The sequence below is a fragment of the Pseudomonas sp. JQ36 genome (genome assembly GCF_053851495.1).
The window spans coordinates 4,013,765-4,036,977 of record NZ_CM132642.1; the positions used below are offsets into that span (position 1 = coordinate 4,013,765).

Annotated in this window: 23 protein-coding genes; 16 read left to right on the forward strand and 7 right to left on the reverse strand. The window is 60.9% G+C overall.

Annotated elements, in window-relative coordinates:
* The first annotated feature begins 22 nt into the window (after positions 1–22).
* Both ACS4NR_RS18070 and ACS4NR_RS18075 read left to right on the forward strand, forming a co-directional pair.
* Positions 23–742, forward strand: coding sequence for a DNA-3-methyladenine glycosylase (locus tag ACS4NR_RS18070; RefSeq protein ID WP_456018007.1), 720 nt, complete (start codon positions 23–25; stop codon positions 740–742).
* Between the two features lie 135 nt (positions 743–877).
* Positions 878–2,194: a bifunctional DedA family/phosphatase PAP2 family protein gene (locus ACS4NR_RS18075; protein WP_095139177.1), complete on the forward strand. Its 1,317-nt coding sequence runs from the start codon at positions 878–880 to the stop codon at positions 2,192–2,194.
* A 3-nt stretch (positions 2,195–2,197) separates the two neighbouring features.
* On the opposite strand, the gene ACS4NR_RS18080 is transcribed toward ACS4NR_RS18075, so the two are convergent.
* Genes ACS4NR_RS18080 through ACS4NR_RS18090 form a run of 3 tightly spaced genes read right to left on the reverse strand, consistent with a single transcriptional unit; the run spans position 2,198 to position 3,877 of the window.
* On the reverse strand, positions 2,198–2,788 hold the full coding sequence (locus tag ACS4NR_RS18080) for an LON peptidase substrate-binding domain-containing protein (RefSeq protein ID WP_115986841.1): 591 nt from the start codon (positions 2,786–2,788) through the stop codon (positions 2,198–2,200).
* Positions 2,789–2,798: 10 nt separating this feature from the next.
* A complete protein-coding gene (locus tag ACS4NR_RS18085) occupies positions 2,799–3,515 on the reverse strand; it encodes an LrgB family protein (protein WP_007960614.1) in 717 nt (238 codons plus the stop codon).
* A complete protein-coding gene (locus ACS4NR_RS18090; protein ID WP_095139173.1) occupies positions 3,515–3,877 on the reverse strand; it encodes a CidA/LrgA family protein in 363 nt (120 codons plus the stop codon). Before ACS4NR_RS18090 ends, ACS4NR_RS18085 begins: the two co-directional genes overlap by 1 nt.
* 180 nt (positions 3,878–4,057) lie before the next feature.
* Between ACS4NR_RS18090 and ACS4NR_RS18095 the strand changes: the two genes are divergently transcribed.
* From ACS4NR_RS18095 to ACS4NR_RS18105, 3 genes are all read left to right on the forward strand, one after another.
* Positions 4,058–4,513: a MaoC family dehydratase gene (locus ACS4NR_RS18095; protein WP_003228575.1), complete on the forward strand. Its 456-nt coding sequence runs from the start codon at positions 4,058–4,060 to the stop codon at positions 4,511–4,513.
* A 111-nt stretch (positions 4,514–4,624) separates the two neighbouring features.
* Complete coding sequence (locus ACS4NR_RS18100; RefSeq protein ID WP_166497253.1) at positions 4,625–6,352, forward strand: C13 family peptidase; 1,728 nt, start codon at positions 4,625–4,627, stop codon at positions 6,350–6,352.
* Positions 6,353–6,379: 27 nt separating this feature from the next.
* Positions 6,380–7,021 carry an oxidoreductase gene (locus ACS4NR_RS18105; RefSeq protein ID WP_007968134.1) on the forward strand — a complete coding sequence of 214 codons (642 nt, stop codon included), beginning with the start codon at positions 6,380–6,382 and terminating at the stop codon, positions 7,019–7,021.
* A gap of 162 nt (positions 7,022–7,183) precedes the next feature.
* Here ACS4NR_RS18105 and ACS4NR_RS18110 read toward each other — a convergent pair whose 3' ends face one another.
* The 4 genes from ACS4NR_RS18110 to ACS4NR_RS18125 form a co-directional block, all read right to left on the reverse strand.
* Positions 7,184–7,468, reverse strand: a complete 285-nt coding sequence (locus ACS4NR_RS18110; protein WP_115986843.1) for a YceK/YidQ family lipoprotein — start codon at positions 7,466–7,468, stop codon at positions 7,184–7,186.
* The gene (gene ubiX / locus ACS4NR_RS18115) at positions 7,461–8,108 is read right to left on the reverse strand and encodes a flavin prenyltransferase UbiX (protein ID WP_007968137.1); all 648 of its coding nucleotides are present in this window, start codon (positions 8,106–8,108) and stop codon (positions 7,461–7,463) included. The genes ACS4NR_RS18110 and ubiX overlap by 8 nt, the downstream gene beginning before the upstream one ends.
* Positions 8,105–9,454, reverse strand: coding sequence for a UDP-N-acetylmuramate:L-alanyl-gamma-D-glutamyl-meso-diaminopimelate ligase (gene mpl, locus ACS4NR_RS18120; protein WP_201136482.1), 1,350 nt, complete (start codon positions 9,452–9,454; stop codon positions 8,105–8,107). Before mpl ends, ubiX begins: the two co-directional genes overlap by 4 nt.
* Before the next feature lie 157 nt (positions 9,455–9,611).
* The gene (locus ACS4NR_RS18125; protein WP_456018008.1) at positions 9,612–11,519 is read right to left on the reverse strand and encodes a sigma-54-dependent Fis family transcriptional regulator; all 1,908 of its coding nucleotides are present in this window, start codon (positions 11,517–11,519) and stop codon (positions 9,612–9,614) included.
* A gap of 390 nt (positions 11,520–11,909) precedes the next feature.
* On the opposite strand from ACS4NR_RS18125, the gene exaC reads away from it, so the two are divergent.
* The 11 genes from exaC (at position 11,910) to ACS4NR_RS18180 (ending at position 23,196) form a co-directional block, all read left to right on the forward strand.
* A complete protein-coding gene (gene exaC, locus ACS4NR_RS18130; RefSeq protein ID WP_025108675.1) occupies positions 11,910–13,430 on the forward strand; it encodes an acetaldehyde dehydrogenase ExaC in 1,521 nt (506 codons plus the stop codon).
* 211 nt (positions 13,431–13,641) lie between these two features.
* Positions 13,642–15,093, forward strand: a complete 1,452-nt coding sequence (gene eat / locus ACS4NR_RS18135; RefSeq protein ID WP_095139162.1) for an ethanolamine permease — start codon at positions 13,642–13,644, stop codon at positions 15,091–15,093.
* Between the two features lie 52 nt (positions 15,094–15,145).
* On the forward strand, positions 15,146–16,540 hold the full coding sequence (locus tag ACS4NR_RS18140) for an ethanolamine ammonia-lyase subunit EutB (protein WP_456018009.1): 1,395 nt from the start codon (positions 15,146–15,148) through the stop codon (positions 16,538–16,540).
* A 5-nt stretch (positions 16,541–16,545) separates the two neighbouring features.
* Positions 16,546–17,370: an ethanolamine ammonia-lyase subunit EutC gene (gene eutC, locus ACS4NR_RS18145; protein ID WP_456018010.1), complete on the forward strand. Its 825-nt coding sequence runs from the start codon at positions 16,546–16,548 to the stop codon at positions 17,368–17,370.
* Between the two features lie 114 nt (positions 17,371–17,484).
* Positions 17,485–17,946: a GNAT family N-acetyltransferase gene (locus tag ACS4NR_RS18150; protein ID WP_007958617.1), complete on the forward strand. Its 462-nt coding sequence runs from the start codon at positions 17,485–17,487 to the stop codon at positions 17,944–17,946.
* Positions 17,947–18,212: 266 nt separating this feature from the next.
* The gene (locus tag ACS4NR_RS18155) at positions 18,213–18,863 is read left to right on the forward strand and encodes a DedA family protein (RefSeq protein WP_115986848.1); all 651 of its coding nucleotides are present in this window, start codon (positions 18,213–18,215) and stop codon (positions 18,861–18,863) included.
* 4 nt (positions 18,864–18,867) lie between these two features.
* Entirely contained in the window at positions 18,868–19,680 is an 813-nt protein-coding gene (locus ACS4NR_RS18160; RefSeq protein ID WP_456018011.1) for a M90 family metallopeptidase, read from the forward strand.
* A gap of 112 nt (positions 19,681–19,792) precedes the next feature.
* Complete coding sequence (ppa, locus tag ACS4NR_RS18165) at positions 19,793–20,320, forward strand: inorganic diphosphatase (protein ID WP_008052339.1); 528 nt, start codon at positions 19,793–19,795, stop codon at positions 20,318–20,320.
* Positions 20,321–20,543: 223 nt separating this feature from the next.
* On the forward strand, positions 20,544–21,290 hold the full coding sequence (locus ACS4NR_RS18170; protein WP_095139154.1) for a S24 family peptidase: 747 nt from the start codon (positions 20,544–20,546) through the stop codon (positions 21,288–21,290).
* Positions 21,291–22,185: 895 nt separating this feature from the next.
* Positions 22,186–22,746, forward strand: a complete 561-nt coding sequence (locus tag ACS4NR_RS18175) for a hypothetical protein (protein ID WP_095139152.1) — start codon at positions 22,186–22,188, stop codon at positions 22,744–22,746.
* A 15-nt stretch (positions 22,747–22,761) separates the two neighbouring features.
* Positions 22,762–23,196, forward strand: coding sequence for a hypothetical protein (locus ACS4NR_RS18180; protein ID WP_027612917.1), 435 nt, complete (start codon positions 22,762–22,764; stop codon positions 23,194–23,196).
* Positions 23,197–23,213 lie beyond the last annotated feature (17 nt).

Genomic DNA, 23,213 nt, shown 5'->3' on the forward strand with positions numbered 1-23,213 from the left:
GCCTGGATAACTACCGTTTGCCATGTCCAACCTGACCGTTCGCGCCACCGACGAGCGCCTGCCTCTGGGCCTTCCGGACGCTTTTTTCGACCGTGACGCACAAGTGCTGGCCCGCGATCTGCTTGGCAAAGTCATCCGCCACCGGGTCGGCGATCTGTGGCTCAGTGCCCGGATCATCGAAACCGAAGCCTATTACTGCGCGGAGAAAGGCAGTCATGCATCGCTCGGCTACACGGAAAAGCGTAAGGCTTTGTTTCTGGATGGCGGACACATCTATATGTATTACGCACGGGGTGGTGATTCGCTGAACTTCAGCGCTCAGGGCCCCGGCAATGCGGTGCTGATCAAGTCCGCCTACCCGTGGGTCGATGAAATCAGCGGGCCGGCGAGTCTGGCGCAGATGCTGCTGAACAATCCCGATGCCCAGGGCCGGCCGCGTCCTTCGCAAAAGCTTTGCGCCGGGCAGACGCTGCTGTGCAAGGCGCTGGGGTTGAAGGTGCCGATGTGGGACGCCAAGCGTTTCGATCATGAGCTGATGCTGGTGGAAGACACCGGGCCGGCGCCGACCCAGATTATCCAGACCACCCGCCTGGGCATCCCCCAGGGCCGCGACGAACACCTGATGTACCGCTTCGTCGACGCCAGCTATGCGCAATGGTGTACGCGGAACCCGCTGCGCCGGGGTCAGGTCGAAGGTCGCGATTATTTTTTGCTGCCGGGGTTAGAGGCAGGGCTGAAGTAAAAGGAATTCACTGTAGGAGTGAGCCTGCTCGCGATAGCGGTGCATCAGTCAACGAAGAAGTCGACTGACCAGGCGCCATCGCGAGCAGGCTCACTCCTACAAGGATCAATTTGAAGATTTGATGGAGTTTTTGGTATGGGCCCATGGCTCGATAGCGTGACCGGGTGGCTCGCCGCCAATCCGCAGTGGCTGGCGGCTGCGGTATTTATCGTCGCTTGCGTGGAGTGCCTGGCAATTGCCGGGCTGATCGTGCCCGGCACGGTGTTGCTGTTTGCCGTCGCGGTACTGGCCGGCAGTGGCGCGCTGTCACTGAGCGAAACGCTGCTGCTGGGCTTTCTCGGCGGGATTCTCGGCGACGTGATCTCATACTTCCTCGGCCGCCATTTCCACCAGAATATCCGCCGTTTGCCAGGGCTGCGCCACCATCCGGAATGGATGGCCGGGGCCGAAACCTACTTCCAGCGTTACGGCATTGCCAGCCTGCTGGTCGGGCGCTTCATCGGGCCGTTGCGGCCGATGCTGCCGATGGTCGCCGGGATGTGCGACATGCCCTTCCCGCGTTTCGCCGCCGTCAGCCTGCTGGCCGCCGCCGGCTGGAGCGTCGCCTACCTGTTGCCGGGTTGGGCCACCGGCGCGGCGATCCGCTTGCCGCTGCCGGAAGGTTTCTGGCTGCAGGCCGGCATCGTTGCCGCCAGTATTGCGGTGATGGTCGGCATGAGCGTCAACAGCAGCTTGCGCCAGCATCGCCGGGCGACGATCTGGATCAGCAGCATGAGCCTGTTGATTCTGATCGGCCTGTTTACTGGCTATCCGTATCTGCACGCCCTCGACCAAGGCGTGATGACTCTGGTGCAGGAACATCGCCAACCGATGCTGGACGAGATCGCGGTGACGTTCACCCTGATCGGTGAATTTCGCAACATGCTGATGTTCAGCGCCCTGCTTACCGGCCTGTTGCTGCTGTGCCGGCAATGGCGCCAGGCAATCTTTGCCGGTGGCGTGCTGCTGTGCACCGCACTGCTCAATACCGTCACCAAACAGTTTTTCGCCCGGGTCCGCCCGGAGGTGCTGACCGATCCGCTGACCAGTTACAGCATGCCCAGCGGCCATGCGTCGGGGGCTTTCGCGCTGTTTCTGGTGCTGGCGGTTCTCGCCGGTCGCGGCCAACCGCCACGCATGCGCCTGACCTGGCTGCTGCTCGGCTGTATTCCAGCGCTGTCGATTGCCCTGTCACGGGTGTACCTCGGTGCGCATTGGCCGACGGATATTCTGGCCGGCGCAATGCTGGCGGCATGCGTGTGTGCGGCGGGTCTGTGGCTGAGCCAGCGTCAGACGCCGCTCAATGCCATGCCGTTCAAGGTCTGGTGGCTGATTCTGCCGGCGCTGCTGTTGCTGTTCAGCCTGTTTGTCTTCAGACATCTGCCGCAAACGATGCTGCGTTACGCCTACTGACGCTCAGGCGAACAGCTCGCCCTGCAACTCATCAAGCAGCGCCTGGATCGCATCCAGTCGCTGCTGCGGATCGTCGAGTTGCAGCAGGTCGATCTTGTCTTCTTCGGCGAACGGCAGCAGATACGCCAGCTGGTTGGCCAGCGACTGCTGCCCCAGCGCTTCGCTGCCCATGTTCAACGCCTCGACCATCGGGTGCTCGGCCAAGGCCTTGAGCAGCGCCACCAGATCGGCGTCTTCGTCCTGCAGCGGTTGCTCCGGCTCATCGTCCAGCCACTCGACGTCGGCGAGGATCAACTGATCGCGCTGCACCTCAGTGCGCAATACCTGAAAACGCCGCCCGCCCTGCACCCGGATCCCGAGCAGACCGTTATCCTGTTGCTGGAAATCGGTGATCCGCGCTTCGCAGCCGACCAGGGCAAAGCCTTCTGGCGCAACGCCGACTTCGTGGCCGTCGAGGATGCACACCACGCCGAAACCGCCACCCTGTTTCATGCAGCGGCCGATCATGTCCAGGTAGCGCGCCTCGAAGATCTGCAAGTCGAGGTTGCAGCCGGGAAACAGCACTGTGTTCAGCGGAAAAAGCGGCAGACTCATAGACATTTCCTTACACCACCATCGACACCGCCAACGGCAGGAACACCGCCGTGGCCACGCCCATCAGACTCATCGCCAGCGCCGCGAAGGCGCCGCACTCATCGCTTTCCTGCAGCGCCACCGAAGTGCCGACCGCGTGCGCGGTCATGCCCAGCGCCATGCCGCGCGCTTCAGGGCTGTGCACGCCGAGGCGGGTCAGCAACGCCGGGCCGAAGATCGCGCCGATCACCCCGGTGATCAGCACGAACACCGCCGCCAGCGCCGCGACACCACCGATCTGCTCGGCCACCAGCATGGCAATCGGCGAGGTCACCGACTTCGGCGCCATGGTCATCAGGATCATGTGCTCGGCACCGAACCACCAGCCCAGCAATACGCCCATGCCCGTGGCGACGACCCCGCCTATCACCAGCGTAGTAAAAATCGGCCAGAACAATTGGCGGATGCGCTTGAGGTTGAGATACAGCGGCACCGCCAGCGCCACCGTCGCTGGCCCCAGCAGAATGCTGAGGATCTCGGTGCTCTTGCGGTACTCGGCGTAGGTCAGGCCGCAGCCGACCAGCACGCCAATCACTAATAGCATCGAGACCAGCACCGGTTGCAGAAAGATCCAGCGGGTTTTCTCGAACGCCGCCAGCACCAGTTGATAGGCACCGAGAGTGATGCCGATGCCGAACAGCGGATGATGGATGACCGAGGCCCAGGCACCTTGCCAGTCGAAAAGCATCAGGACTCCTCCGAGTGCGGCGCGTGACGCTTGACCAGGCGTTGCATCAGCACCCCGGCGAAGGCCATCGACAGGATCAACGACAGCACCAGCGCGCCGACAATCGCCCAGAAATCGGCGGCAATATCGCTCGCATAAACCATCACACCCACCGCCGGCGGCACCAGCAGCAATGGCAGATAACGCAGCAGGCTGCCGGCCGCGAGGTTCAGCGGCTCGCCGACTTCACCACGAATGATCAGGAACACCAGCAACAGCAGCAAGCCGATGATCGGCCCCGGCAACACCGGCAACAGCAAATGGTTGAGTGCCGTGCCGAGCAATTGGAACAGCACCAGCATGGTCAGGCCACGTAACAACATCAGACATCTCCCCCCGCAAGTCCTCGGCATTATAAGCACGGCTGCGCTATGGATCGGCATTCGCCAAAAGCATGGTCGGTTGACCGGAGCAAATCGCCATGTTGATCTACAGTGGTTCGCAGGGCGGTCAAATCCCCCACCTGAAAAACTATAAAACCGATGAACCCAAGGAGAGTCTCAATGCCCTATGTTCCCGTTGCAGAGCTCAAAGATTATGTCGGCAAGGAACTCGGACGTTCCGAATGGCTCACCATCGATCAGGAGCGCATCAACCTGTTCGCCGAAGCCACCGGGGATTATCAGTTCATCCATGTCGACCCGGTCAAAGCCGCGCAAACGCCATTTGGCAGCACCATTGCCCACGGTTTCCTGTCACTGTCGCTGATCCCGAAACTGATGGAAGACATCCTCGTGCTGCCGCAAGGCCTGAAGATGGTGGTCAATTACGGTCTGGACAGCGTGCGTTTCATCCAGCCGGTGAAGGTCAACTCAAAAGTGCGCCTGAAGGTCGATCTGGCCGAAGTGACCGAGAAAAAACCCGGTCAATGGCTGCTCAAGGCCACCGCGACGCTTGAGATAGAAGGCTCGGACAAACCGGCCTATATCGCCGAACCGCTGTCGCTCTGCTTCGTTTAAGTCACGGGATGCGAAACAGCGCACGCTGTTTCGCATCAGCGCTGTTTTTACCGGCTGTATAAGGTCACATAGCTGCGGCATACTCGGTCGCCTAATTGCCCGGATCCCGCTATGCGCCCACTCGCTTCTCTTGCACCCCTTGCCCTGACCCTGATGCTCACCGCGTGCGGCGACGGCGAATCGCTGTTGCCCCCGGATGCACGGCTGCCGGACGGCGGACGCTATCGCGGTGAACTGGTCAACGGCTTGCTGCAAGGCCAGGGCCGCGTCGACTACCCTAACGGCAGCTGGTATGCCGGGCAGTTCGACAAGGGCCAATGGCATGGCCAGGGCGAGTGGCACGGCAGCAACGGCGAGGTCTATCGTGGCCAGTTCCAGCAGGGCCTGTTCGATGGCCAAGGCAGCCTGACCACCAACGCCAGCAGTTACACCGGCGGTTTCAAGCAGGGCCGACGCGACGGCGAAGGCACCCTCAAGGAAAACGCCATGACCTACCGTGGCGAGTTCAAGGCTGACCAGTATTCCGGGCTGGGTCGTCTGGAAATGGACGACGGCAGTTCCTATCAGGGCCAGTTCGCCCACGGCAAACCCAACGGCGAAGGCCAGCGCGGCGACTCCAGCGGCAATACGTTCAGCGGCCACTTCGTCAACGGCCAGCTCGAAGGCAATGGCACGTTCAACAGTGCCGATGGCGACATCTATGTCGGCGGTTTCAAGAACAGCCAACTGCACGGCAAGGGCCGCTACGAGAACGCCGACGGCGACGTGTGGCTCGGCCAGTTCAAGGAAGGCGCGCTGACCGGCAAGGGCGAATTGATCGGTGCCGACGGCAGCCACTACATCGGCTACTTCAACGACTGGCGCTTCAGCGGTCAGGGCCGCTTGAACCTGTCTGACGGCAGCTTCTACATCGGCGGGTTCGACGGCGACAGCTACGCCGGACGCGGCACTTTGGTGCTGACCGACGGCACCGTGCTCAGCGGCACCTGGATCAACGGCCAGCGCGTACGTGACGCCGACGGCAAGCTGTTGCCCGACACCCTCGAACTCGGCTTGCTGGCCCAAGGGCGTCTGCTCGATGACGCACTGGCCGCCGTGCCTGCGTCGACGCCAGCAGTCGAGCTGTACACCCTGACCCTCGGCGGCGACGGCAAGCAAAGCGTGTTCCTGCGCGAGTCCGATTACGTCGCCAACATGCTCACTACGCGTTTCGGCGCTTATGGCCAGATTCGTCTGGTCAACCACCGCGAGCATCTCGCCGACCGGCCGATGGCCACCCGCGAAAACCTGCGCCGCGCCGCGCAGACCCTCGCTGAACGCAGCGGCCCGGAAGACCTGATCTTCATCTACCTGACCAGCCACGGCACTGCCGAACACGAGCTGGTACTCGACCAGCCGCGCATGGAGCTCGCCGACCTGCCCGCCGACGAACTCGCCGCCGTGCTCGCGCCACTGAAAAACCGCGACAAGGTGATCGTGATTTCATCGTGCTATTCCGGCGGTTTCATCCCTGCGCTGAAAGATGAGCGCACCCTGATCATGACCGCCTCGCGTGCCGATCGCGTGTCGTTCGGTTGCTCGGAAGAAGCCAACTTCACCTACTTCGGCGATGCCTTGTTCGCTCAGGCCCTGAACCAGACCGACGATCTGGAGCAGGCCTTCAAACTGGCCAAGGCCACCGTCGCCGAGCGCGAACTGGCAGACAACTTCGAAGCCTCGGAACCGCAGATCTGGGCACCGAAAACCGTGCTGTCGCACTGGCAACTGCTGCGCAAACAGCAAGCGAGAAAAGCGTTGCAGAGTGCTGCATTGAACGACGGAGCAACAAACAGCAACTAAGCTGAACAGTATCAAGGGAGAAACACTATGTACTTGACGCCTCAGCACGTATTGCTTGCCGGAGCCACCGGACTGACCGGTGAACATCTGCTCGACCGTTTGCTCAACGAGCCGACGATCACCCGCGTGCTCGCCCCGTCCCGTCGGCCATTGGCGGAGCATCCGCACCTGGAAAATCCGGTGGGCGACCCACAGGCGTTTCTGCCGCAACTCAGTGGTCGCGTCGATATCGCCTACTGCTGCCTCGGCACCACCATCAAACAGGCCGGCTCCGAAGCCGCGTTCCGCGCGGTGGATCTGGACATGGTGGTGGCGTTCGCCAAACGCGCGCGGGAGATGGGCGCACGGCACCTGATCGTGATCAGCGCGCTGGGCGCCGATCCGAAATCGTCGATTTTCTACAACCGGGTCAAAGGCGAGATGGAGCAGGCATTGCGCGCGCAGGACTGGCCGCAGCTGACCATCTGCCGACCATCGCTATTGCTGGGAGATCGCACCGAGCCGCGCCTGGGCGAACAACTGGCGGCGCCGTTCTCCAAACTGATTCCCGGCAAATATCGCGGCATCGAAGCCTGCCAACTGGCCCGGGCGATGTGGCGCCTGGCGCTGGAAGAACAGGATGGCGTGCGGATCGTCGAGTCGGATGAATTACGCAAGCTCGGCAAATAACAGCGGGACTTTGTGGCGAGGGAGCTTGCTCCCGCTCGACTGCGCAGCAGTCGCCAGCCCTGAATAATGCGGTGTATCTGAAGGATTTAGTCGTGGGGTTTGGGGCCGCTTCGCAGCCCAGCGGGAGCAAGCTCCCTCGCCACAGGAGTGCGCAGCACTCCCCTACAATCCGCCAGTCGCCTGAAACCCAACGCCAATCACGGTCAGCAAAGACAACGGCAACAGCAGCGTATCAAGCAACGCACTCGCCGGCAGGTCCACCCCCGGATAACTCGGCGCCTCGGCCCCGAAGCGATCCATCGCACAACAACCGCCATTCATCGCGTACAAATCCAGGCGCGTCCCGGAATACACCACCGGCGCCCCCGGTTTGGCGGCATCCAGCGTGCGCGCGGTGGCGCAGCCGGCCAGTTGCAGCGCCAGCACAATCGTCAGCAGCTTATTCATCGCTGCTCAGATGATGCTCGCCCCAACGCGGCAGCATGTCCTGAGGAATGCCCAACAGATTGAGAATCCGCGCGACGACGAAATCGATCAGGTCGTCGATGGTCTGCGGCTGGTGATAGAAGCCCGGCGAGGCCGGCAGGATGGTCACGCCCATGTTCGACAGCTTCAGCATGTGCTCCAGATGGATACTCGAATACGGCGCCTCGCGCGGCACCAGAATCAATTGGCGACGCTCCTTCAAGGTGACGTCCGCTGCGCGCTCGATCAGGTTGTTGCAGGCACCGGTGGCAATCGCCGACAAGGTCCCGGTGGAACACGGCACCACCACCATCGCCGCTGGCGCGCCGGAGCCCGAGGCCACCGGCGACATCCAGTCTTCCTTGCCGTACACGCGGATCTGCCCGGCGGCCGCCCCGGTGTACTCGGTGAGGAACGCCTGCATCATCTGCGGCTTGGGCGGCAGCGTGACATCGGTCTCGGTGGCCATCACCAGTTGCGCAGCCTTGGAAATCAGGAAGTGCACTTCACGATCTTCCCGCACCAGACAATCGAGCAGGCGCAAACCGTACTGCGCGCCGGACGCGCCGGTCATCGCCAGCGTGATGCGTTCCGGGCCGCCGCTCTGGGCGAAAGTGTTCATTGCAGCGCCTCGGCGAGTTTGCCGTGCAGGCCGCCGAAGCCGCCGTTGCTCATGATCACCACGTGAGTACCGGGCTGCGCCTGGCTCTTCACGCGTTCGATGATGCCTTCCAGCGAATCGCTGACAATCGACGGCACGCTGCACAGTGCCGCAGTGGCTGCCAGATCCCAACCGAGGTTGGCCGGGGCGTACCAGATCACCTGATCGGCATCGACCACGCTGTCCGGCAAGCCGTCGCGGTGCGCACCGAGCTTCATCGAGTTGGAGCGCGGTTCGATGATCGCGATCAGCGGTGCGTCGCCGATGCGCTTGCGCAAGCCATCGAGGGTGGTGGCGATCGCAGTCGGGTGGTGGGCGAAGTCGTCGTAGATGGTGATGCCGCGCACTTCCGCGACTTTCTCCATGCGGCGTTTGACGTTCTTGAATGCGCTCAAGCCGGCGATGCCCATCGAAGGCACCACACCGACATGTCGCGCCGCTGCCAGCGCAGCCAGGGCGTTGGCGACGTTGTGCTGACCGGTCAGCTCCCACTCGACGGTGCCTTGGGACACGCCTTCGAACATCACTTCGAACGCCGAGCCATCGTCTTTGAGCAACTTGACCTGCCACTGCCCGCCGACGCCGGTGGTTTGCACCGGAGTCCAGCAGCCCATTTCGATCACGCGCTGCAAGGCCGGTTCGGTGGTTGGGTGAATCACCAGACCTTCGCTCGGAATAGTCCGCACCAAATGGTGGAACTGCCGCTCGATGGCCGGCAGATCGGGGAAGATGTCGGCGTGATCGAACTCAAGGTTGTTGAGGATCGCGGTGCGCGGGCGGTAGTGGACAAACTTCGAACGCTTGTCGAAGAACGCGCTGTCGTACTCGTCCGCCTCGATCACGAAGAACGGCGTGCCGCCCAGACGCGCGGACACCGAGAAGTTCTGCGGCACGCCGCCAATCAGGAACCCCGGGCTCATGCCGGCGTGTTCCAGCACCCAGGCGAGCATGCTGCTGGTGGTGGTCTTGCCGTGCGTACCGGCAACCGCCAACACCCAGCGCCCTTGCAGCACGTGATCCGCCAGCCATTGTGGGCCGGAGACGTACGGCAGGCCTTTGTTCAGCACATATTCCACCGCCGGGTTGCCACGGGACATGGCGTTGCCGATCACCACCAGATCCGGTGCCGGATCGAGCTGGGCCGGGTCGTAGCCCTGGGTCAGTTGAATGCCCTGGGCCTCAAGCTGCGTGCTCATCGGCGGATAGACGTTGGCGTCGGAACCGGTAACGTGGTGGCCCAGCTCTTTGGCCAAAACCGCCATCGAGCCCATGAAAGTCCCGCAGATACCCAGAATATGAATGTGCATAGTCGACCTCGTAAAACATGGCCGCAGGTTAGCGCAGGGAGGGGGAAATCGCACCTGGTGTTTCGCCTGCGACGACGCCTTCGCGAGCAAGCCCGCTCCTACAAGGTTGGCGCTGATCCTGTGGGAGCGGGCTTGCTCGCGAATGGCGCGACGCGGTTTAACGGGAGATCGCGTGTTTACGCAGCTTTCTATAGAGGGTATTGCGGCTGACCCCGAGCTGCTGCGCGGTCTGGGTCATGTGCCAGCGCGTTTGTTCCAGCACATTGAGCAACGCCAGACGTTCGGCGTCTTCCAGCGGATGCTCGGACTCAACCGACTTCAGCTCCAGCGTTGGCCGCCCCTGCCGAATCATCGCCGGCAAATCCTCCAGCCCGATCCGCCCTTCATCACACAATGCCGCCAATGTGCGCAAGACATTGCGCAACTGCCGCACGTTGCCCGGCCAGTTGAAGGCCAATAAAGCCTGGCGCGCCGGTTCGTCGATCACGATTGTTTCGCCGCCGGCCTCCTCGGCCAGCAGGAAATCCAGCAACTGCGACTTATCACTGCGTTCGCGCAACGCCGGTAACGCAACCTCGAGGCCATTGAGCCGGTAATACAGATCTTCGCGGAAACTGCCGTCCGCCACGCGCTCCAGCAGATTGCGGTGCGTGGCGCTGATGATCCGCACGTTGACCGCCTCCGGCTCGCCACCAATCGGCACCACCTGCCGGTCTTCCAGCACCCGCAACAAACGGGTCTGCAGTGCCAACGGCATGTCACCGATCTCATCGAGAAACAGCGTGCCGCCATCGGCCTGCTGCAGCTTGCCGCGCATGCCGTCCTTGCGCGCGCCGGTGAAACTGCCGCCGCGATAACCGAACAGTTCGCTCTCGATCAGGCTCTCGGGAATCGCCGCGCAATTGAGCGCGACAAAAGCTTTGTTGGCGCGCTGACTGGCGTGATGCACAGCCTTGGCGAAGGCTTCCTTGCCAGAGCCGGTTTCGCCGTTAATCAGCAGCGGCACGTCGCGCTCGAACACCCGCAGCGCCTTGCGGAAATCCGCTTGCAGCGCCGCGTCGCCGAGGCAAATGTTCGTCAGCGGTTGAGGCTTGGCCGCGACCGGGGCCGGCAGGACCGGCGCCGGTTTGCGCGATTCGCCGCGCAACAAAGCAAACAGATGCCGGCCGTCGCGGGTGCGCAGTGGCCAACTGGCGCTGGCATTGGCGCTGGCACGACCGAGCAACTCGTCCAGCGAGCAATCGAAAAACGCTTCCACTGGCTTGCCGAGCAAACCACCGCGAATATGTCCGAGCAGGTTCAGCGCGCTCTGGTTGACCGCGCTGATCCGCCCTTCCCCGTCAAACGCCAGCAGCCCTTCGCTGAACAAGCCGACGGATTCGGCCTGAAGATGGAAACGCAGCAGCCATTGGTTATCGAAGCAGCGCAGGAAATAGCAGCTCTCGATCATCTTCGCCGACAGATTGACCAGCGCCATGGTGTGGAACTGGCTCTGCCGCGAAACGTCCTGGCGCGCCGAGGACACGTCGAGCACCGCAAGCAATTCGCCGTGCGGGTCGAACACCGGGCTCGCCGAGCAGGTCAGGCCGGTGTGGCGGCCGCGAAAGTGTTCGTCCTGATGGATGGTCAGCGCCTGGCGCTCGACCAGGCAGGTGCCGATGCCATTGGTGCCTTCGCAGGCTTCGCTCCAGTCGGCGCCGAGCCAGAGGCCGGCGCGTTCGAAAATCTTGCGCTCGGCCGGCGCGGTGACGCAGTTGAGGATCACCCCGCGCGCGTCGGTCAACAGCACCGCGTGGCCGGCGCCGGACAGTTGTTGATGCAGGCTGCTCATTTCATTACCGGCGATCTGCAACACCTGTTGCAGGCGTTCGCGGCTTTCAAGCACGCGCCCGTGTTCGAGCACGGTGGGCGCCATGGTCAGGGCCGGATCGAGGTGATAGTCCTCAAGACAGCGCAGCCACGAGCGGGCAATCGACGGATCGGCACCGGGCCCGTGCAGGTGCGGTTTGCCCTGACTGACGGTGAGAACCTGCTGGGCATGGCGACTCAAATGGTTGTCGTGCATTTCTTATTATTCTCCCCGAAAGGTCGACGCAAACCTCATGTAGGAGCTGCCGCAGGCTGCGATCTTTTGATCTTGTTTTTGAGGATCAAGATCAAAAGATCGCAGCCTGCGGCAGCTCCTACAGGGTTTCTGTTGGCTGAGGATCCTCCAGGCAGGCCGGCATTGCAATGCTGGCAAGACCACCCGGTCACAGGCTGTGCCAAAAGCGGTACAAACTGTCACCCCCTCTGTACCGAAACCATCACAGGCGCCGCCCGCCCGTCCGACAAAAAATACGCAAGGCCTTGATTTGCCTGAGCTGCACGGCAGTGGCCCGACCTTTGCTCTACGCTTATAGCAAGCGCACTTGCGCGTTTCTCTAATAAGTACAAAGCCAAGGAGAACAACATCATGCGTTACGCTCACCCCGGTACTGAAGGCGCCAAAGTCTCGTTCAAGAGCAAGTACGGTAACTACATCGGCGGCGAGTTCGTCGCGCCTGTCAAAGGTCAGTACTTCACCAATACCTCGCCAGTGAATGGCCAACCGATCGCCGAATTCCCCCGCTCCACTGCCGAAGACATCGACAAGGCACTGGACGCCGCCCACGCCGCAGCCGATGCGTGGGGCGCGACCTCGGTGCAGGCGCGCTCGCTGATCCTGCTGAAAATCGCCGACCGTATCGAACAGAACCTCGAACTGCTGGCGATCACCGAAACCTGGGACAACGGCAAAGCCATCCGCGAAACCCTCAACGCCGACATCCCGCTGGCCGCTGACCACTTCCGCTACTTCGCCGGCTGCCTGCGCGCCCAGGAAGGCAGCGCTGCCGAAATCGACGGCAACACCGTGGCCTATCACATCCATGAACCGCTGGGCGTGGTCGGGCAGATCATCCCGTGGAACTTCCCGCTGCTGATGGCCGCGTGGAAACTCGCCCCGGCACTGGCCGCCGGCAACTGCGTGGTACTCAAGCCGGCCGAGCAGACTCCGCTGGGCATCTGCGTGCTGATGGAGCTGATCGGTGATCTGCTGCCACCGGGCGTGCTCAACGTGGTGCAAGGTTTCGGCAAAGAAGCCGGCGAAGCGCTGGCCACCAGCAAGCGCATCGCCAAGATCGCCTTCACCGGCTCGACCCCGGTCGGCTCGCACATCATGAAATGCGCGGCCGAGAACATCATTCCGTCCACCGTGGAATTGGGCGGCAAGTCGCCGAACATCTTCTTCGAAGACATCATGCAGGCCGAGCCGACTTTCATTGAAAAAGCCGCCGAAGGTCTGGTGCTGGCGTTCTTCAACCAGGGCGAAGTCTGCACCTGCCCGTCCCGCGCGCTGGTTCAGGAGTCGATCTACGACGAATTCATGCAAGTGGTGATGAAGAAAGTCCTGCAGATCAAACGTGGCGACCCGCTCGACACCGACACCATGGTCGGCGCGCAGGCGTCCGAGCAGCAATTCGACAAGATCCTGTCGTACCTGGAAATCGCCAAGGGCGAAGGCGCCGAGCTGCTGACCGGCGGCAAGGTGGAAAAACTCGAGGGCAATCTGGCGACCGGCTATTACATCCAGCCGACCCTGCTCAAGGGCACCAACAAAATGCGCGTGTTCCAGGAAGAAATCTTCGGCCCGGTGGTGAGCATCACCACCTTCAAGGACGAAGCCGAAGCCCTGGCGATCGCCAACGACACCGAGTTCGGCCTCGGCGCCGGCCTGTGGACCCGCGACATCAACCGCGCCTACCGCATGGGCCGCGCGATCAAGGCCGGTCGCGTGTGGACCAACTGCTACCACCTGTACCCGGCGCACGCCGCGTTCGGCGGGTACAAGAAGTCCGGCGTCGGCCGTGAAACCCACAAGATGATGCTCGATCACTATCAGCAGACCAAAAACCTGCTGGTGAGCTACGACATCAATCCGTTGGGTTTCTTCTAAAGCCCTTGGGCGACACAGATATTTCTGTGTCGCCCTCTCGTCCGCTTTCGCGAGCAAGCTCGCTCCCACAGGGATCTGTATCAGATCTCAATGTTGAGCTAACCACGGAAATCTGTGGGAGCGAGCTTGCTCGCGAAAGCTGCGTGCCATTCAACCCGATAGTTCCTGACGGAACAGCCGGGCCAATACAACAATAAAAATGGTGAACCCTATGCCTGGCGAATCCCCTGCTGGCGCTCCGGCGACCGGCTCTTCCGTCGACTTCGAAAAAGTCGGTTCGGACTATTTCCAACAACGCGAATTGAAAAAAGGCGCCGCCGGCTGGGTGCTGCTGGTGGGGCTTGGGGTCGCTTATGTGATCTCCGGCGACTACGCAGGCTGGAACTTTGGCCTGGCTCAGGGCGGGTGGGGCGGCATGTTCCTCGCGACACTGCTGATGGCCACCATGTATTTGTGCATGTGCTTTTCCCTGGCCGAACTGTCCTCGATGATTCCCACGGCGGGGGGCGGTTACGGGTTTGCCCGTAGTGCCTTCGGCCCGTGGGGCGGCTTCCTGACCGGAACCGCGATCCTGATCGAATACGCCATCGCTCCTGCCGCGATTGCCGTGTTCATCGGCGCTTACTGCGAATCGTTGTTTGGCATCGGCGGCTGGATGATTTATCTGGCGTTCTACATCATTTTTATCGCCATCCACATTTTCGGGGTTGGCGAAGCGTTGAAGCTGATGTTCGTCATCACGGCCATCGCCGCTCTGGCGCTCGGTGTATTTCTGGTGGCCATGGTGCCGCACTTTGACGTCGCCAATTTGCTCGACATCCCAGTGACCAGCGCTACCGGCGCCAGCCCTTTCCTGCCGTTCGGCTACGTCGGCGTGTGGGCGGCAATTCCTTACGCGATCTGGTTTTTCCTCGCGGTGGAAGGTGTGCCGCTGGCCGCTGAAGAAACCAAAAATCCGAAACGCGACCTGCCACGCGGGCTCATCGGCGCCATGTTGGTGCTGCTGGCGTTTGCCCTGCTGATTTTGATCGTCGGGCCCGGCGGCGCAGGTGCAAACTCGCTGTTGACGTCGGGCAACCCGCTGGTTGAAGCGTTGAGCAAAGCCTACGGCGGCTCGACCTGGATGGGCGGTTTCGTCAACCTCGTGGGCCTGGCCGGGCTGATCGCCAGTTTCTTCTCGATCATCTACGCCTATTCGCGGCAGATTTTCGCCTTGTCCCGCGCAGGCTACCTGCCGCGCAAATTATCCGAGACCAATAAAAGCAAGGCCCCGGTACTTGCGCTGGTGATCCCCGGAGTCATCGGTTTCGGGCTGTCGCTGACCGGCCAGGGCGACCTGCTGATTCTGGTGGCGGTGTTTGGCGCGACCATTTCCTACGTACTGATGATGGCCGCGCACATCACGCTGCGCATCCGCCGCCCCAAAATGGATCGCCCGTACCGTACGCCCGGGGGCATCTTCACCTCGGGTGTGGCGCTGGTATTGGCCTGCATCGCCGTGATCGCGGGGTTCCTCGTCGATCCACGGGTCGTGATCGGCGCCGCTATCATCTATGGAGTGTTAATTGCTTACTTTGCTTTCTACAGTCGACATCACTTGGTAGCAGGTACGCCGGAAGAAGAATTTGCGGCGATTCAGAAGGCCGAACAAGCCCTGCACTGACGGTCGAAAACCACGGCGCGGGCCTGGCCTGCGCCGTCACGGAGATTTCTGTATGGCGAGTTTCGCTCACACGGTCGGCGCCCAGACTTACCGCTTCGACAGCCTCAAGGACGTCATGGCCAAGGCCAGCCCCGCGCGCTCCGGGGACTTCCTGGCCGGCGTTGCCGCGCTCAATGACGGCGAGCGCGTAGCCGCACAAATGGCGCTGGCCGACATCCCGCTCACGCATTTTTTGCAGGAAGCGCTGATTCCCTACGAAAGCGATGAAGTCACCCGACTGATCATCGACACCCACGACAAACAAGCCTTTACCGTGGTCAGCCACCTCACCGTCGGTGGTTTCCGCGACTGGCTGCTCAGCGATGCGGCCGACGAAACCAGCCTGCACAACCTCGCCCCCGGCCTGACCCCGGAAATGGTCGCCGCCGTGTCGAAGATCATGCGCGTGCAGGATCTGGTGCTGGTGGCACAGAAGATCCGCGTAGTGACGAAGTTTCGCGGCACCCTCGGCCTGCGCGGGCGCTTGTCGACCCGGTTGCAACCAAATCATCCGACCGACGAGCCGTCCGGCATCGCCGCGAGCATTCTCGACGGCCTGCTATACGGCAACGGCGACGCGATGATCGGGATCAACCCGGCCACCGACAGCATCGCCTCGATCTGCGCGATGCTGGAGATGCTCGACGCGATCATCCAGCGCTACGACATCCCGACCCAGGCGTGCGTACTGACCCACGTCACCACCTCGATCGAGGCGATCAACCGGGGTGTGCCGCTGGATCTGGTGTTCCAGTCGATTGCCGGCACCGAAGCGGCCAACGCCAGTTTCGGCATCAACCTCAACGTATTGCAGGAAGGCTATGACGCCGGGCTGAGCCTCAAACGCGGCACCCTCGGACAGAACCTGATGTATTTCGAAACCGGTCAGGGCAGCGCGCTCTCGGCCAACGCCCACCACGGCGTCGACCAGCAGACCTGCGAGACCCGAGCCTACGCGGTGGCGCGGCATTTCAAGCCGTTTCTGGTGAATACCGTGGTCGGCTTCATCGGCCCGGAATACCTCTATAACGGCAAACAGATCATCCGCGCCGGCCTCGAAGACCATTTCTGCGGCAAGTTGCTCGGCGTGCCGATGGGTTGCGACATTTGCTACACCAACCACGCCGAAGCCGATCAGGACGACATGGACACCCTGCTGACCCTGCTCGGTGTGGCGGGGATCAACTTCATCATGGGCATCCCCGGCTCCGACGACATCATGCTCAACTACCAGACCACCTCGTTCCACGACGCGCTCTACGCGCGCCAGACTCTGGGCCTGAAACCGGCGCCGGAGTTCGAGCAATGGCTGGCGAACATGGGCATTTTCACCCAGGCGGACGGCAAGGTTCGCTTTGGCAACAACCTGCCGCCGGCCTTCCGCCAGGCACTGGCGCAACTGGGATGAGTGTGATGGAAAAACCGCCTGTCGACCCGCAAAACCCGTGGCTGGAGCTGCGCCGCCTGACCCCGGCGCGCATCGCCCTCGGCCGCACCGGCACCAGCCTGCCGACCAGCGCCCAGCTGGATTTCCAGTTCGCCCACGCTCAGGCGCGAGATGCGGTGCATCTGCCGTTCGATCATGCCGGGCTCAGCGCGCAACTGAGCGAGCGCGGGCGCGAGACCTTGTTGCTGCACAGCGCGGCGACCGATCGCAACAGTTACCTGCAACGCCCGGATCTGGGGCGCAAGCTCAGCGACGCCTCGGCGCAGACCCTGCGTGATTACGCTTCTGCGCACCCTGGCGGGTTCGATCTGGCGATCGTAGTGGCGGACGGCCTGTCGGCACTGGCGGTGCATCGGCATACCTTGCCGCTTCTGACCCGCCTGGAGGAGCAGATGAGCGCCGACGGCTGGTCGCTTGCCCCGGTAGTGCTGGTGGAACAGGGCCGGGTCGCCATCGGTGACGAGATTGGTCAGTTGCTTGGTGCAAAAATGCTCGTGATGCTGATCGGAGAACGCCCGGGCCTAAGCTCGCCCGACAGCCTCGGTTTATATTTCACCTACAATCCAAAAGTCGGGCTGACCGATGCCTACCGCAATTGCATCTCTAACGTGCGGCTTGAGGGCTTGAGCTACGGCATGGCGGCGCATCGCTTGCTGTATCTGATGCGCGAAGCCTGTCGGCGACAGCTGTCGGGGGTCAACCTGAAGGACGAAGCACAGGTTCAGACGCTGGAGTCGGACGCCGGTGCGGACATGAAGGGAAACTTCCTGCTCGATCCACCCACAACCTGAACCGTTTCCGCATTGCGTTTCTGCGCTGCTTTCAGGCAGGATCGACGCACGGCCGCAGGGTTTCCCATCGCCGTCAGAGCAGTTGAAGACAGCCACTTGAAGACGAGACCTATCATGCGGATTATTCAAGCGACCCTCGAACACCTGGATTTGCTGACCCCGTTGTTCGTCAAATATCGCGAGTTCTACGGTTCCCTGCCTTACCCGGATTCCTCCCGCGCGTTTCTCGAAAAACGCCTGCGTCGCAAGGAGTCGGTGATTTATCTGGCCCTGGCCGATGATGACGACAAGAAACTGATGGGTTTCTGCCAGCTCTACCCAAGCTTCTCCTCGCTGTCGCTCAAGCGCGTGTGGATCCTCAACGACATTTACGTCGCCGAAGACGCCCGCCGCCAACTGGTGGCCGACAACCTGATCCGCACCGCGAAGAAAATGGCCAAGGAAACCCAGGCCGTGCGCATGCGCGTTTCCACCAGTGCCGACAACGAAGTGGCGCAGAAAACCTACGAATCGATCGGCTTCAAGGAAGACACTGAGTTCAAGAACTACGTGCTGCCGATCAGCGACGAGCTCTGAACTCAAAAGATCGCAGCCTTCGGCAGCTCCTACAGGGCAACGCACGTAGGAGCTGCCGAAGGCTGCGATCTTTTGGCCCCTCCCGTTATTCCTGACAATTCATCACACCCCGACATCCCTCGCTACAAAACCAACGCGCTTTTCACCTCTCAGACCGTATAATCCCGTGCTTTCCGGCTTGTAAGAAAAACTACATCCCGCTGTAGGCTTACACCCGAACCATCCGCACAGGCCTGCCGAGTCGGGCCGTCACCACAGGTGCCCCCATGGATTTCAACCCGCTCGACCTTGTCCTGCATCTCGACGTCTATCTCGATTTGCTGGTAACCAACTACGGGCCGTGGATCTACGCGATTCTGTTCGCTGTCATATTCTGTGAAACCGGTCTGGTGGTGATGCCGTTCCTGCCGGGTGATTCGCTGCTGTTCATCGCCGGTGCCGTGGCAGCGGGCGGTGGTATGGATCCGGTGCTGTTGGGCGGTCTGCTGATGCTCGCGGCGATCCTCGGCGACAGCACCAACTATGTGATTGGCCGAACGGCGGGCGAAAAACTCTTCAGCAACCCTAACTCGAAAATTTTCCGTCGCGATTACCTGCAGAAAACCCACGATTTCTACGACAGGCACGGCGGCAAGACCGTAACCCTGGCGCGTTTCCTGCCGATCATCCGTACGTTTGCACCGTTCGTCGCGGGTGTGGGGAAAATGCCTTATCCGCGCTTCTTCGCATTCAGCGTGTTCGGCACCGTCCTGTGGGTCGGCGGCCTGGTGACCCTGGGTTACTTCTTTGGCAATGTACCGTTCATCAAGAAGAACCTGTCGCTGCTGGTGGTCGGCATCATCCTGCTGTCGCTGATACCGATGATCATCGGTGTGGTGCGCAGCCGCTTTGGCGGCACCAAAGCCCAATCGCACTAAGCCGATGTGGTCGTTGAGCGCCTGGCGTCGCCGGCGCATCCTGGCCAGACACCCGATTGCCGACGATATGTGGCAACGGGTGCGCCATCACCTGAGCTTTCTCGACGGCATCAGTGCCGCTGAAGACCAGTGGCTGCGTGAAGCCAGTGTGCTGTTTCTCGAAGAAAAACACCTGACTGCCCTGCCTGGCGTCGAACTGCATCAGGAACAACGCCTGCTGCTCGCCGCTCAGGCCCAGTTGCCGTTGCTCAGTCTGGGCGACTTGAACTGGTATCAGGGATTCCACGAAATCGTCCTTTATCCCGACGACTTCCTCAGCCCGCAACGCCATCGCGATGCCAGCGGCGTCGAGCACGAGTGGGACGGCGAGCACAGCGGCGAAGCCTGGCAACAGGGCCCGGTCATCCTCGCCTGGCCGGGGGTGATGGCCAGTGGTGGCTGGGAAGGCTACAACCTGGTGATCCACGAACTGGCGCACAAACTCGACATGCTCAACGGCGACGCCAATGGCTTGCCGCCGCTGCACACCGACATGCGCGTCAGCGACTGGGCCGAAGTCATGCAGCACGCCTACGACGACCTCAACCGCCAGCTCGACCACAACCCCGATGCCGAAACCGCCATCGACCCCTACGCCGCGGAAAACCCGGCGGAGTTCTTCGCGGTCACCAGCGAATACTTCTTCAGCGCTCCGGATCTGCTGCACGCGGCTTATCCACAGGTCTACTTGCAACTGCAGCTTTTCTACCGGCAGGATCCGTTGGGCAGGCTGCGGCAACTTCAGGCCACAGACCCGGTCTATCAGGCGCACGAGTAAGCGCTGCACGACTTCTGGTACGTGGCGTCGGCGTAGGAATATGCCTATAATCGCCGCCACTTTTTGGTCAATCCGGCCAAGTGTTTTTGGTCAACTACGGGGGCAACGCCCAATGAGCTACAGCAAGATTCCGGCTGGCAAAGACCTGCCGAACGACATCTACGTCGCGATCGAGATCCCGGCCAACCACGCGCCGATCAAATACGAAATCGACAAAGACAGCGATTGCCTGTTCGTTGACCGTTTCATGGCCACCCCAATGTTCTACCCGGCCAACTACGGTTACATCCCGAACACCCTGGCTGACGACGGTGATCCCCTCGACGTGCTGGTTGTGACCCCTTACCCGGTTGCTCCAGGCTCGGTGATCCGTGCGCGTCCAGTCGGCATCCTGAACATGACCGACGACGGCGGCGGCGATGCCAAAGTCATCGCAGTCCCACACGACAAGCTGTCCCAGCTGTACGTCGACGTGAAGGAATACACCGACCTGCCACCGCTGCTGATCCAGCAGATCGAGCACTTCTTCGCGAACTACAAAGATCTCGAAAAAGGCAAGTGGGTCAAGATCGAAGGCTGGGCTGGCGCTGATGCCGCTCGCGACGCGATCACCAAGTCGGTTGCTGCCTACAAGGGCTAAGCGCCGGCTGGCTGCATGACGCTCGAAGAAAACCCCGGTTGATCCGGGGTTTTTTGTGCCTGAAAAACGCCGCTTTAAACAATGTGTTTATCGCGGACTACAGAAAAGTTTCGAAGTGAGTGATTTCCCACAAGCACGTCTTACATCCAGTCGCAAAATACAGGCTTTTTTTGAACAGCCGGTTTATTCAAACCGCTCTGGCACGGCCGTAGACTCGGTGTTTATGAGAAAGAACACTAGCGGTCCAAGATTCAAGGCACTCCTGGAAGCAGCGAACATCACCACCACGGGATTCGCAAAGTTCTGGGGCACGGAAGCCCAAAACATTCATAACTGGTACACCCGGGGCGTCCCGGCGTATCGCATGGAGGAAGTCTCACGCCTGCTCTCGGTCAACAGCGAGTGGCTGAAAACCGGCGAAGGCAGCAAAGAATCACCCCGCCTGCAAACGCCTGCCAGCAACGGCGACACCTTTGACGCGCAGTCCGTCAACGGCGTCTATTCCATCATCAACCCCAACGACATCGAACTGCCGTTTTTCAAGGAAACACCGCTCAGCGCCGGCGCCGACAAAACTCACGTCATCCTCGACCCCGAGCAAACCGTCCGCCTGCCCCGCGCCCACCTCGCCCAACTGGAAATCCGTCCCGGCGACGCCATTTGCGCGCACATGATCGGCAACAGCATGGCCGAGCGCATCGAAGACGGCTCCATCGTCGGCATCGACCGCGGCCTGACCCAGGTGGTCGACGGCGAAATCTACGCCATCGAACACGACGGCATGCTGCGCATCAAATACCTGCACCGCATGCCCGGCAACGCCCTGCGCCTGCGCAGCCACAACAGCGCCGAATACCCGGACGAAATTTTCCGCGCAGCGCAGATCGATGAGCAGCGGATCCATATTCTGGGCTGGGTATTCTGGTGGTCGACCCTGGGCAAACGCCGGCCGGTGGTGCCGTTTCTCTGATCGGATACGGATCTTCGATCCTGCACCAAACCCTGTGGGAGCGAGACTGCTCGCGAAGAGGCCCCGAAAATCAGTACAAATTACGAATTTTGCCCCCCGTGGTGGCTCTATTCCGCAGTTGAGGCTGGGAATCCCCAACAAAACTCAGTATCCTGCGCCCCACATTTGCGCATCGCCCCGCTCCCGCGGCTCAGATGACGCCCGACGCGGCAGACCAAAGTCTGGCCAAGTCCCACAGCCGGACGCAGATCCGGGTGTACGTTTTGAAGGCTGACGCGGTTTACCAAAAATAAACCAAGCCAGTCCCCGAGAAGCCGGCCACAAGCCGGCTTTTTAATGCCTGAAACAAAGCCAAGCCTACCGCCAGGAAGGCCCCCTTGTTATCGTAATAAAGACAAACTTCATTACGGTTTTCCATCGTGGCATTTTCTAAACCCTCTACTGACGACGATCTGAAGCAGCGCTTCGCTGATCAGTATCAGTCACCGCTCAAAACAGAATTGAATTTTGTAGAGGATAAGGCTCTAATAGCTGCAGTCATCAAACGTCTTGTAGCTCCGCAAAGGATCAAGATAAGCCTGGATGACCTGTAACCTCGAAGACCCAGAGTGCTAAATCCCGCCAAACTCAAATCCCAGTGTTTTCTATCCTCATCCTTCGACCGGATTACGGTATTGAGTCCTCATGGGACCTTATGGAATTGACCTGCTCCTATTGCAAACCCTGCGTTCTTTATACCTGAGCCTTTCGCAAGATTAACCGGGCAGCGCCCGCCATTCAGGCATCGCAATAGGCCATTAGCACATCCGCCCTAATTGCCCCGCGCCCAACCTCACCACTAAATTTCCATTCTGTTTTTGTGCATTACAAAAGCGCCAAGGAATGGAGCAACACCATGTCGTCGTTTTTCAAACTCAATCAATCCGTTGTTCTACTGACCGCACTCCTGACCGCTACCAGTTCGGCCTTGGCAGAGGAGCCGAAGCTCGTCGGTGACTGGTGGATCATTTACGGCAATGGCATACCCCACAAGAACATCATGTATGTCGCCGACAGCACTTCAGTCGTGCCGTCGAAGCAAACCAAGGGGGCCAAGTTGGTGGCCGTGACGCTGGTGTATGAGGAACCCGGCAAACCGATGATCGATGCCTATAACCTCGAAGTTCAGTGTTCGACGAACAAGGTCCGAATTCTCAACGGCCAGTCCGTAGATCGCATCGCCTACATGATGCGCAACCTGAAAGTTAATGACCAATGGCAGCAGCCGAAGGAGTTCTGGGTGCAGCGCACCAGCGAGTTCGTTTGCTCACCTGCCAAAAAGGACATGATCGCGTTGGGCAAGATGGAGTATCTGCAGATGATTCAGGGTCTGCAGCAGATGTTCTTCAAGCTGGCGCCGATTCAGGAGAAAGGCCAGATGATGGACAACCTCGACTCGATCCTGGGCAACAAGTAAGCGGCGGGAATCACGATGAACCCATGGACTAAAACGTTATTGGCGCTGCTGATAACGCCCGCTGTTTTGCTGATCAATGGTTGCCACTTGATTGCCCAGTCGCGCTGGGAGGGACGCGATGTGCAGGAAGCGCTCGATCTGTTTGGCAAACCCGACTCGATGAAAAAACAGACCGGGGCCAACGGCGAGAATCTGGCTGTGCTCACCTGGTACAAATCGTCGAGCTGGACCACCACGGAAGCGGCCGGTACCTCAATGAATCACACCGGCAACGGCATGGTTTACACCGAGTACTACGAGACGGTCGGTCACAGTTCCGATTGCAAACTCGAAGCCACCGTCAACAAGGCGAAAAAGATCGTGCTGTTCAGGATCGAAGACGGAAAGATCATTCACGGCAAGTGCATCAACGTGCCGTTCGTGCCTGGTTACATTCCGCCCGGTTTTTAGTGCAGCCCTGAGCAGGC

What these genes read in the sequence shown, in the direction of transcription:
- ppa (WP_008052339.1), top strand. Translation starts at nt 19,793, where the DNA reads ATGAGCTACAGCAAGATTCCGGCTGGCAAAGACCTGCCGAACGACATC.
- ACS4NR_RS18180 (WP_027612917.1), top strand. Translation starts at nt 22,762, where the DNA reads ATGAACCCATGGACTAAAACGTTATTGGCGCTGCTGATAACGCCCGCT.
- mpl (WP_201136482.1), bottom strand. Translation starts at nt 9,454, where the DNA reads ATGCACATTCATATTCTGGGTATCTGCGGGACTTTCATGGGCTCGATG.
- ACS4NR_RS18170 (WP_095139154.1), top strand. Translation starts at nt 20,544, where the DNA reads ATGAGAAAGAACACTAGCGGTCCAAGATTCAAGGCACTCCTGGAAGCA.
- eutC (WP_456018010.1), top strand. Translation starts at nt 16,546, where the DNA reads ATGGAAAAACCGCCTGTCGACCCGCAAAACCCGTGGCTGGAGCTGCGC.
- exaC (WP_025108675.1), top strand. Translation starts at nt 11,910, where the DNA reads ATGCGTTACGCTCACCCCGGTACTGAAGGCGCCAAAGTCTCGTTCAAG.
- ACS4NR_RS18080 (WP_115986841.1), bottom strand. Translation starts at nt 2,788, where the DNA reads ATGAGTCTGCCGCTTTTTCCGCTGAACACAGTGCTGTTTCCCGGCTGC.
- ACS4NR_RS18155 (WP_115986848.1), top strand. Translation starts at nt 18,213, where the DNA reads ATGGATTTCAACCCGCTCGACCTTGTCCTGCATCTCGACGTCTATCTC.
- ACS4NR_RS18070 (WP_456018007.1), top strand. Translation starts at nt 23, where the DNA reads ATGTCCAACCTGACCGTTCGCGCCACCGACGAGCGCCTGCCTCTGGGC.
- ACS4NR_RS18160 (WP_456018011.1), top strand. Translation starts at nt 18,868, where the DNA reads ATGTGGTCGTTGAGCGCCTGGCGTCGCCGGCGCATCCTGGCCAGACAC.
- ACS4NR_RS18095 (WP_003228575.1), top strand. Translation starts at nt 4,058, where the DNA reads ATGCCCTATGTTCCCGTTGCAGAGCTCAAAGATTATGTCGGCAAGGAA.
- ACS4NR_RS18150 (WP_007958617.1), top strand. Translation starts at nt 17,485, where the DNA reads ATGCGGATTATTCAAGCGACCCTCGAACACCTGGATTTGCTGACCCCG.
- ACS4NR_RS18085 (WP_007960614.1), bottom strand. Translation starts at nt 3,515, where the DNA reads ATGCTTTTCGACTGGCAAGGTGCCTGGGCCTCGGTCATCCATCATCCG.
- ACS4NR_RS18175 (WP_095139152.1), top strand. Translation starts at nt 22,186, where the DNA reads ATGTCGTCGTTTTTCAAACTCAATCAATCCGTTGTTCTACTGACCGCA.
- ACS4NR_RS18110 (WP_115986843.1), bottom strand. Translation starts at nt 7,468, where the DNA reads ATGAATAAGCTGCTGACGATTGTGCTGGCGCTGCAACTGGCCGGCTGC.
- ACS4NR_RS18125 (WP_456018008.1), bottom strand. Translation starts at nt 11,519, where the DNA reads ATGCACGACAACCATTTGAGTCGCCATGCCCAGCAGGTTCTCACCGTC.
- ACS4NR_RS18090 (WP_095139173.1), bottom strand. Translation starts at nt 3,877, where the DNA reads ATGTTGTTACGTGGCCTGACCATGCTGGTGCTGTTCCAATTGCTCGGC.
- eat (WP_095139162.1), top strand. Translation starts at nt 13,642, where the DNA reads ATGCCTGGCGAATCCCCTGCTGGCGCTCCGGCGACCGGCTCTTCCGTC.
- ACS4NR_RS18075 (WP_095139177.1), top strand. Translation starts at nt 878, where the DNA reads ATGGGCCCATGGCTCGATAGCGTGACCGGGTGGCTCGCCGCCAATCCG.
- ACS4NR_RS18100 (WP_166497253.1), top strand. Translation starts at nt 4,625, where the DNA reads ATGCGCCCACTCGCTTCTCTTGCACCCCTTGCCCTGACCCTGATGCTC.
- ACS4NR_RS18140 (WP_456018009.1), top strand. Translation starts at nt 15,146, where the DNA reads ATGGCGAGTTTCGCTCACACGGTCGGCGCCCAGACTTACCGCTTCGAC.
- ubiX (WP_007968137.1), bottom strand. Translation starts at nt 8,108, where the DNA reads ATGAACACTTTCGCCCAGAGCGGCGGCCCGGAACGCATCACGCTGGCG.
- ACS4NR_RS18105 (WP_007968134.1), top strand. Translation starts at nt 6,380, where the DNA reads ATGTACTTGACGCCTCAGCACGTATTGCTTGCCGGAGCCACCGGACTG.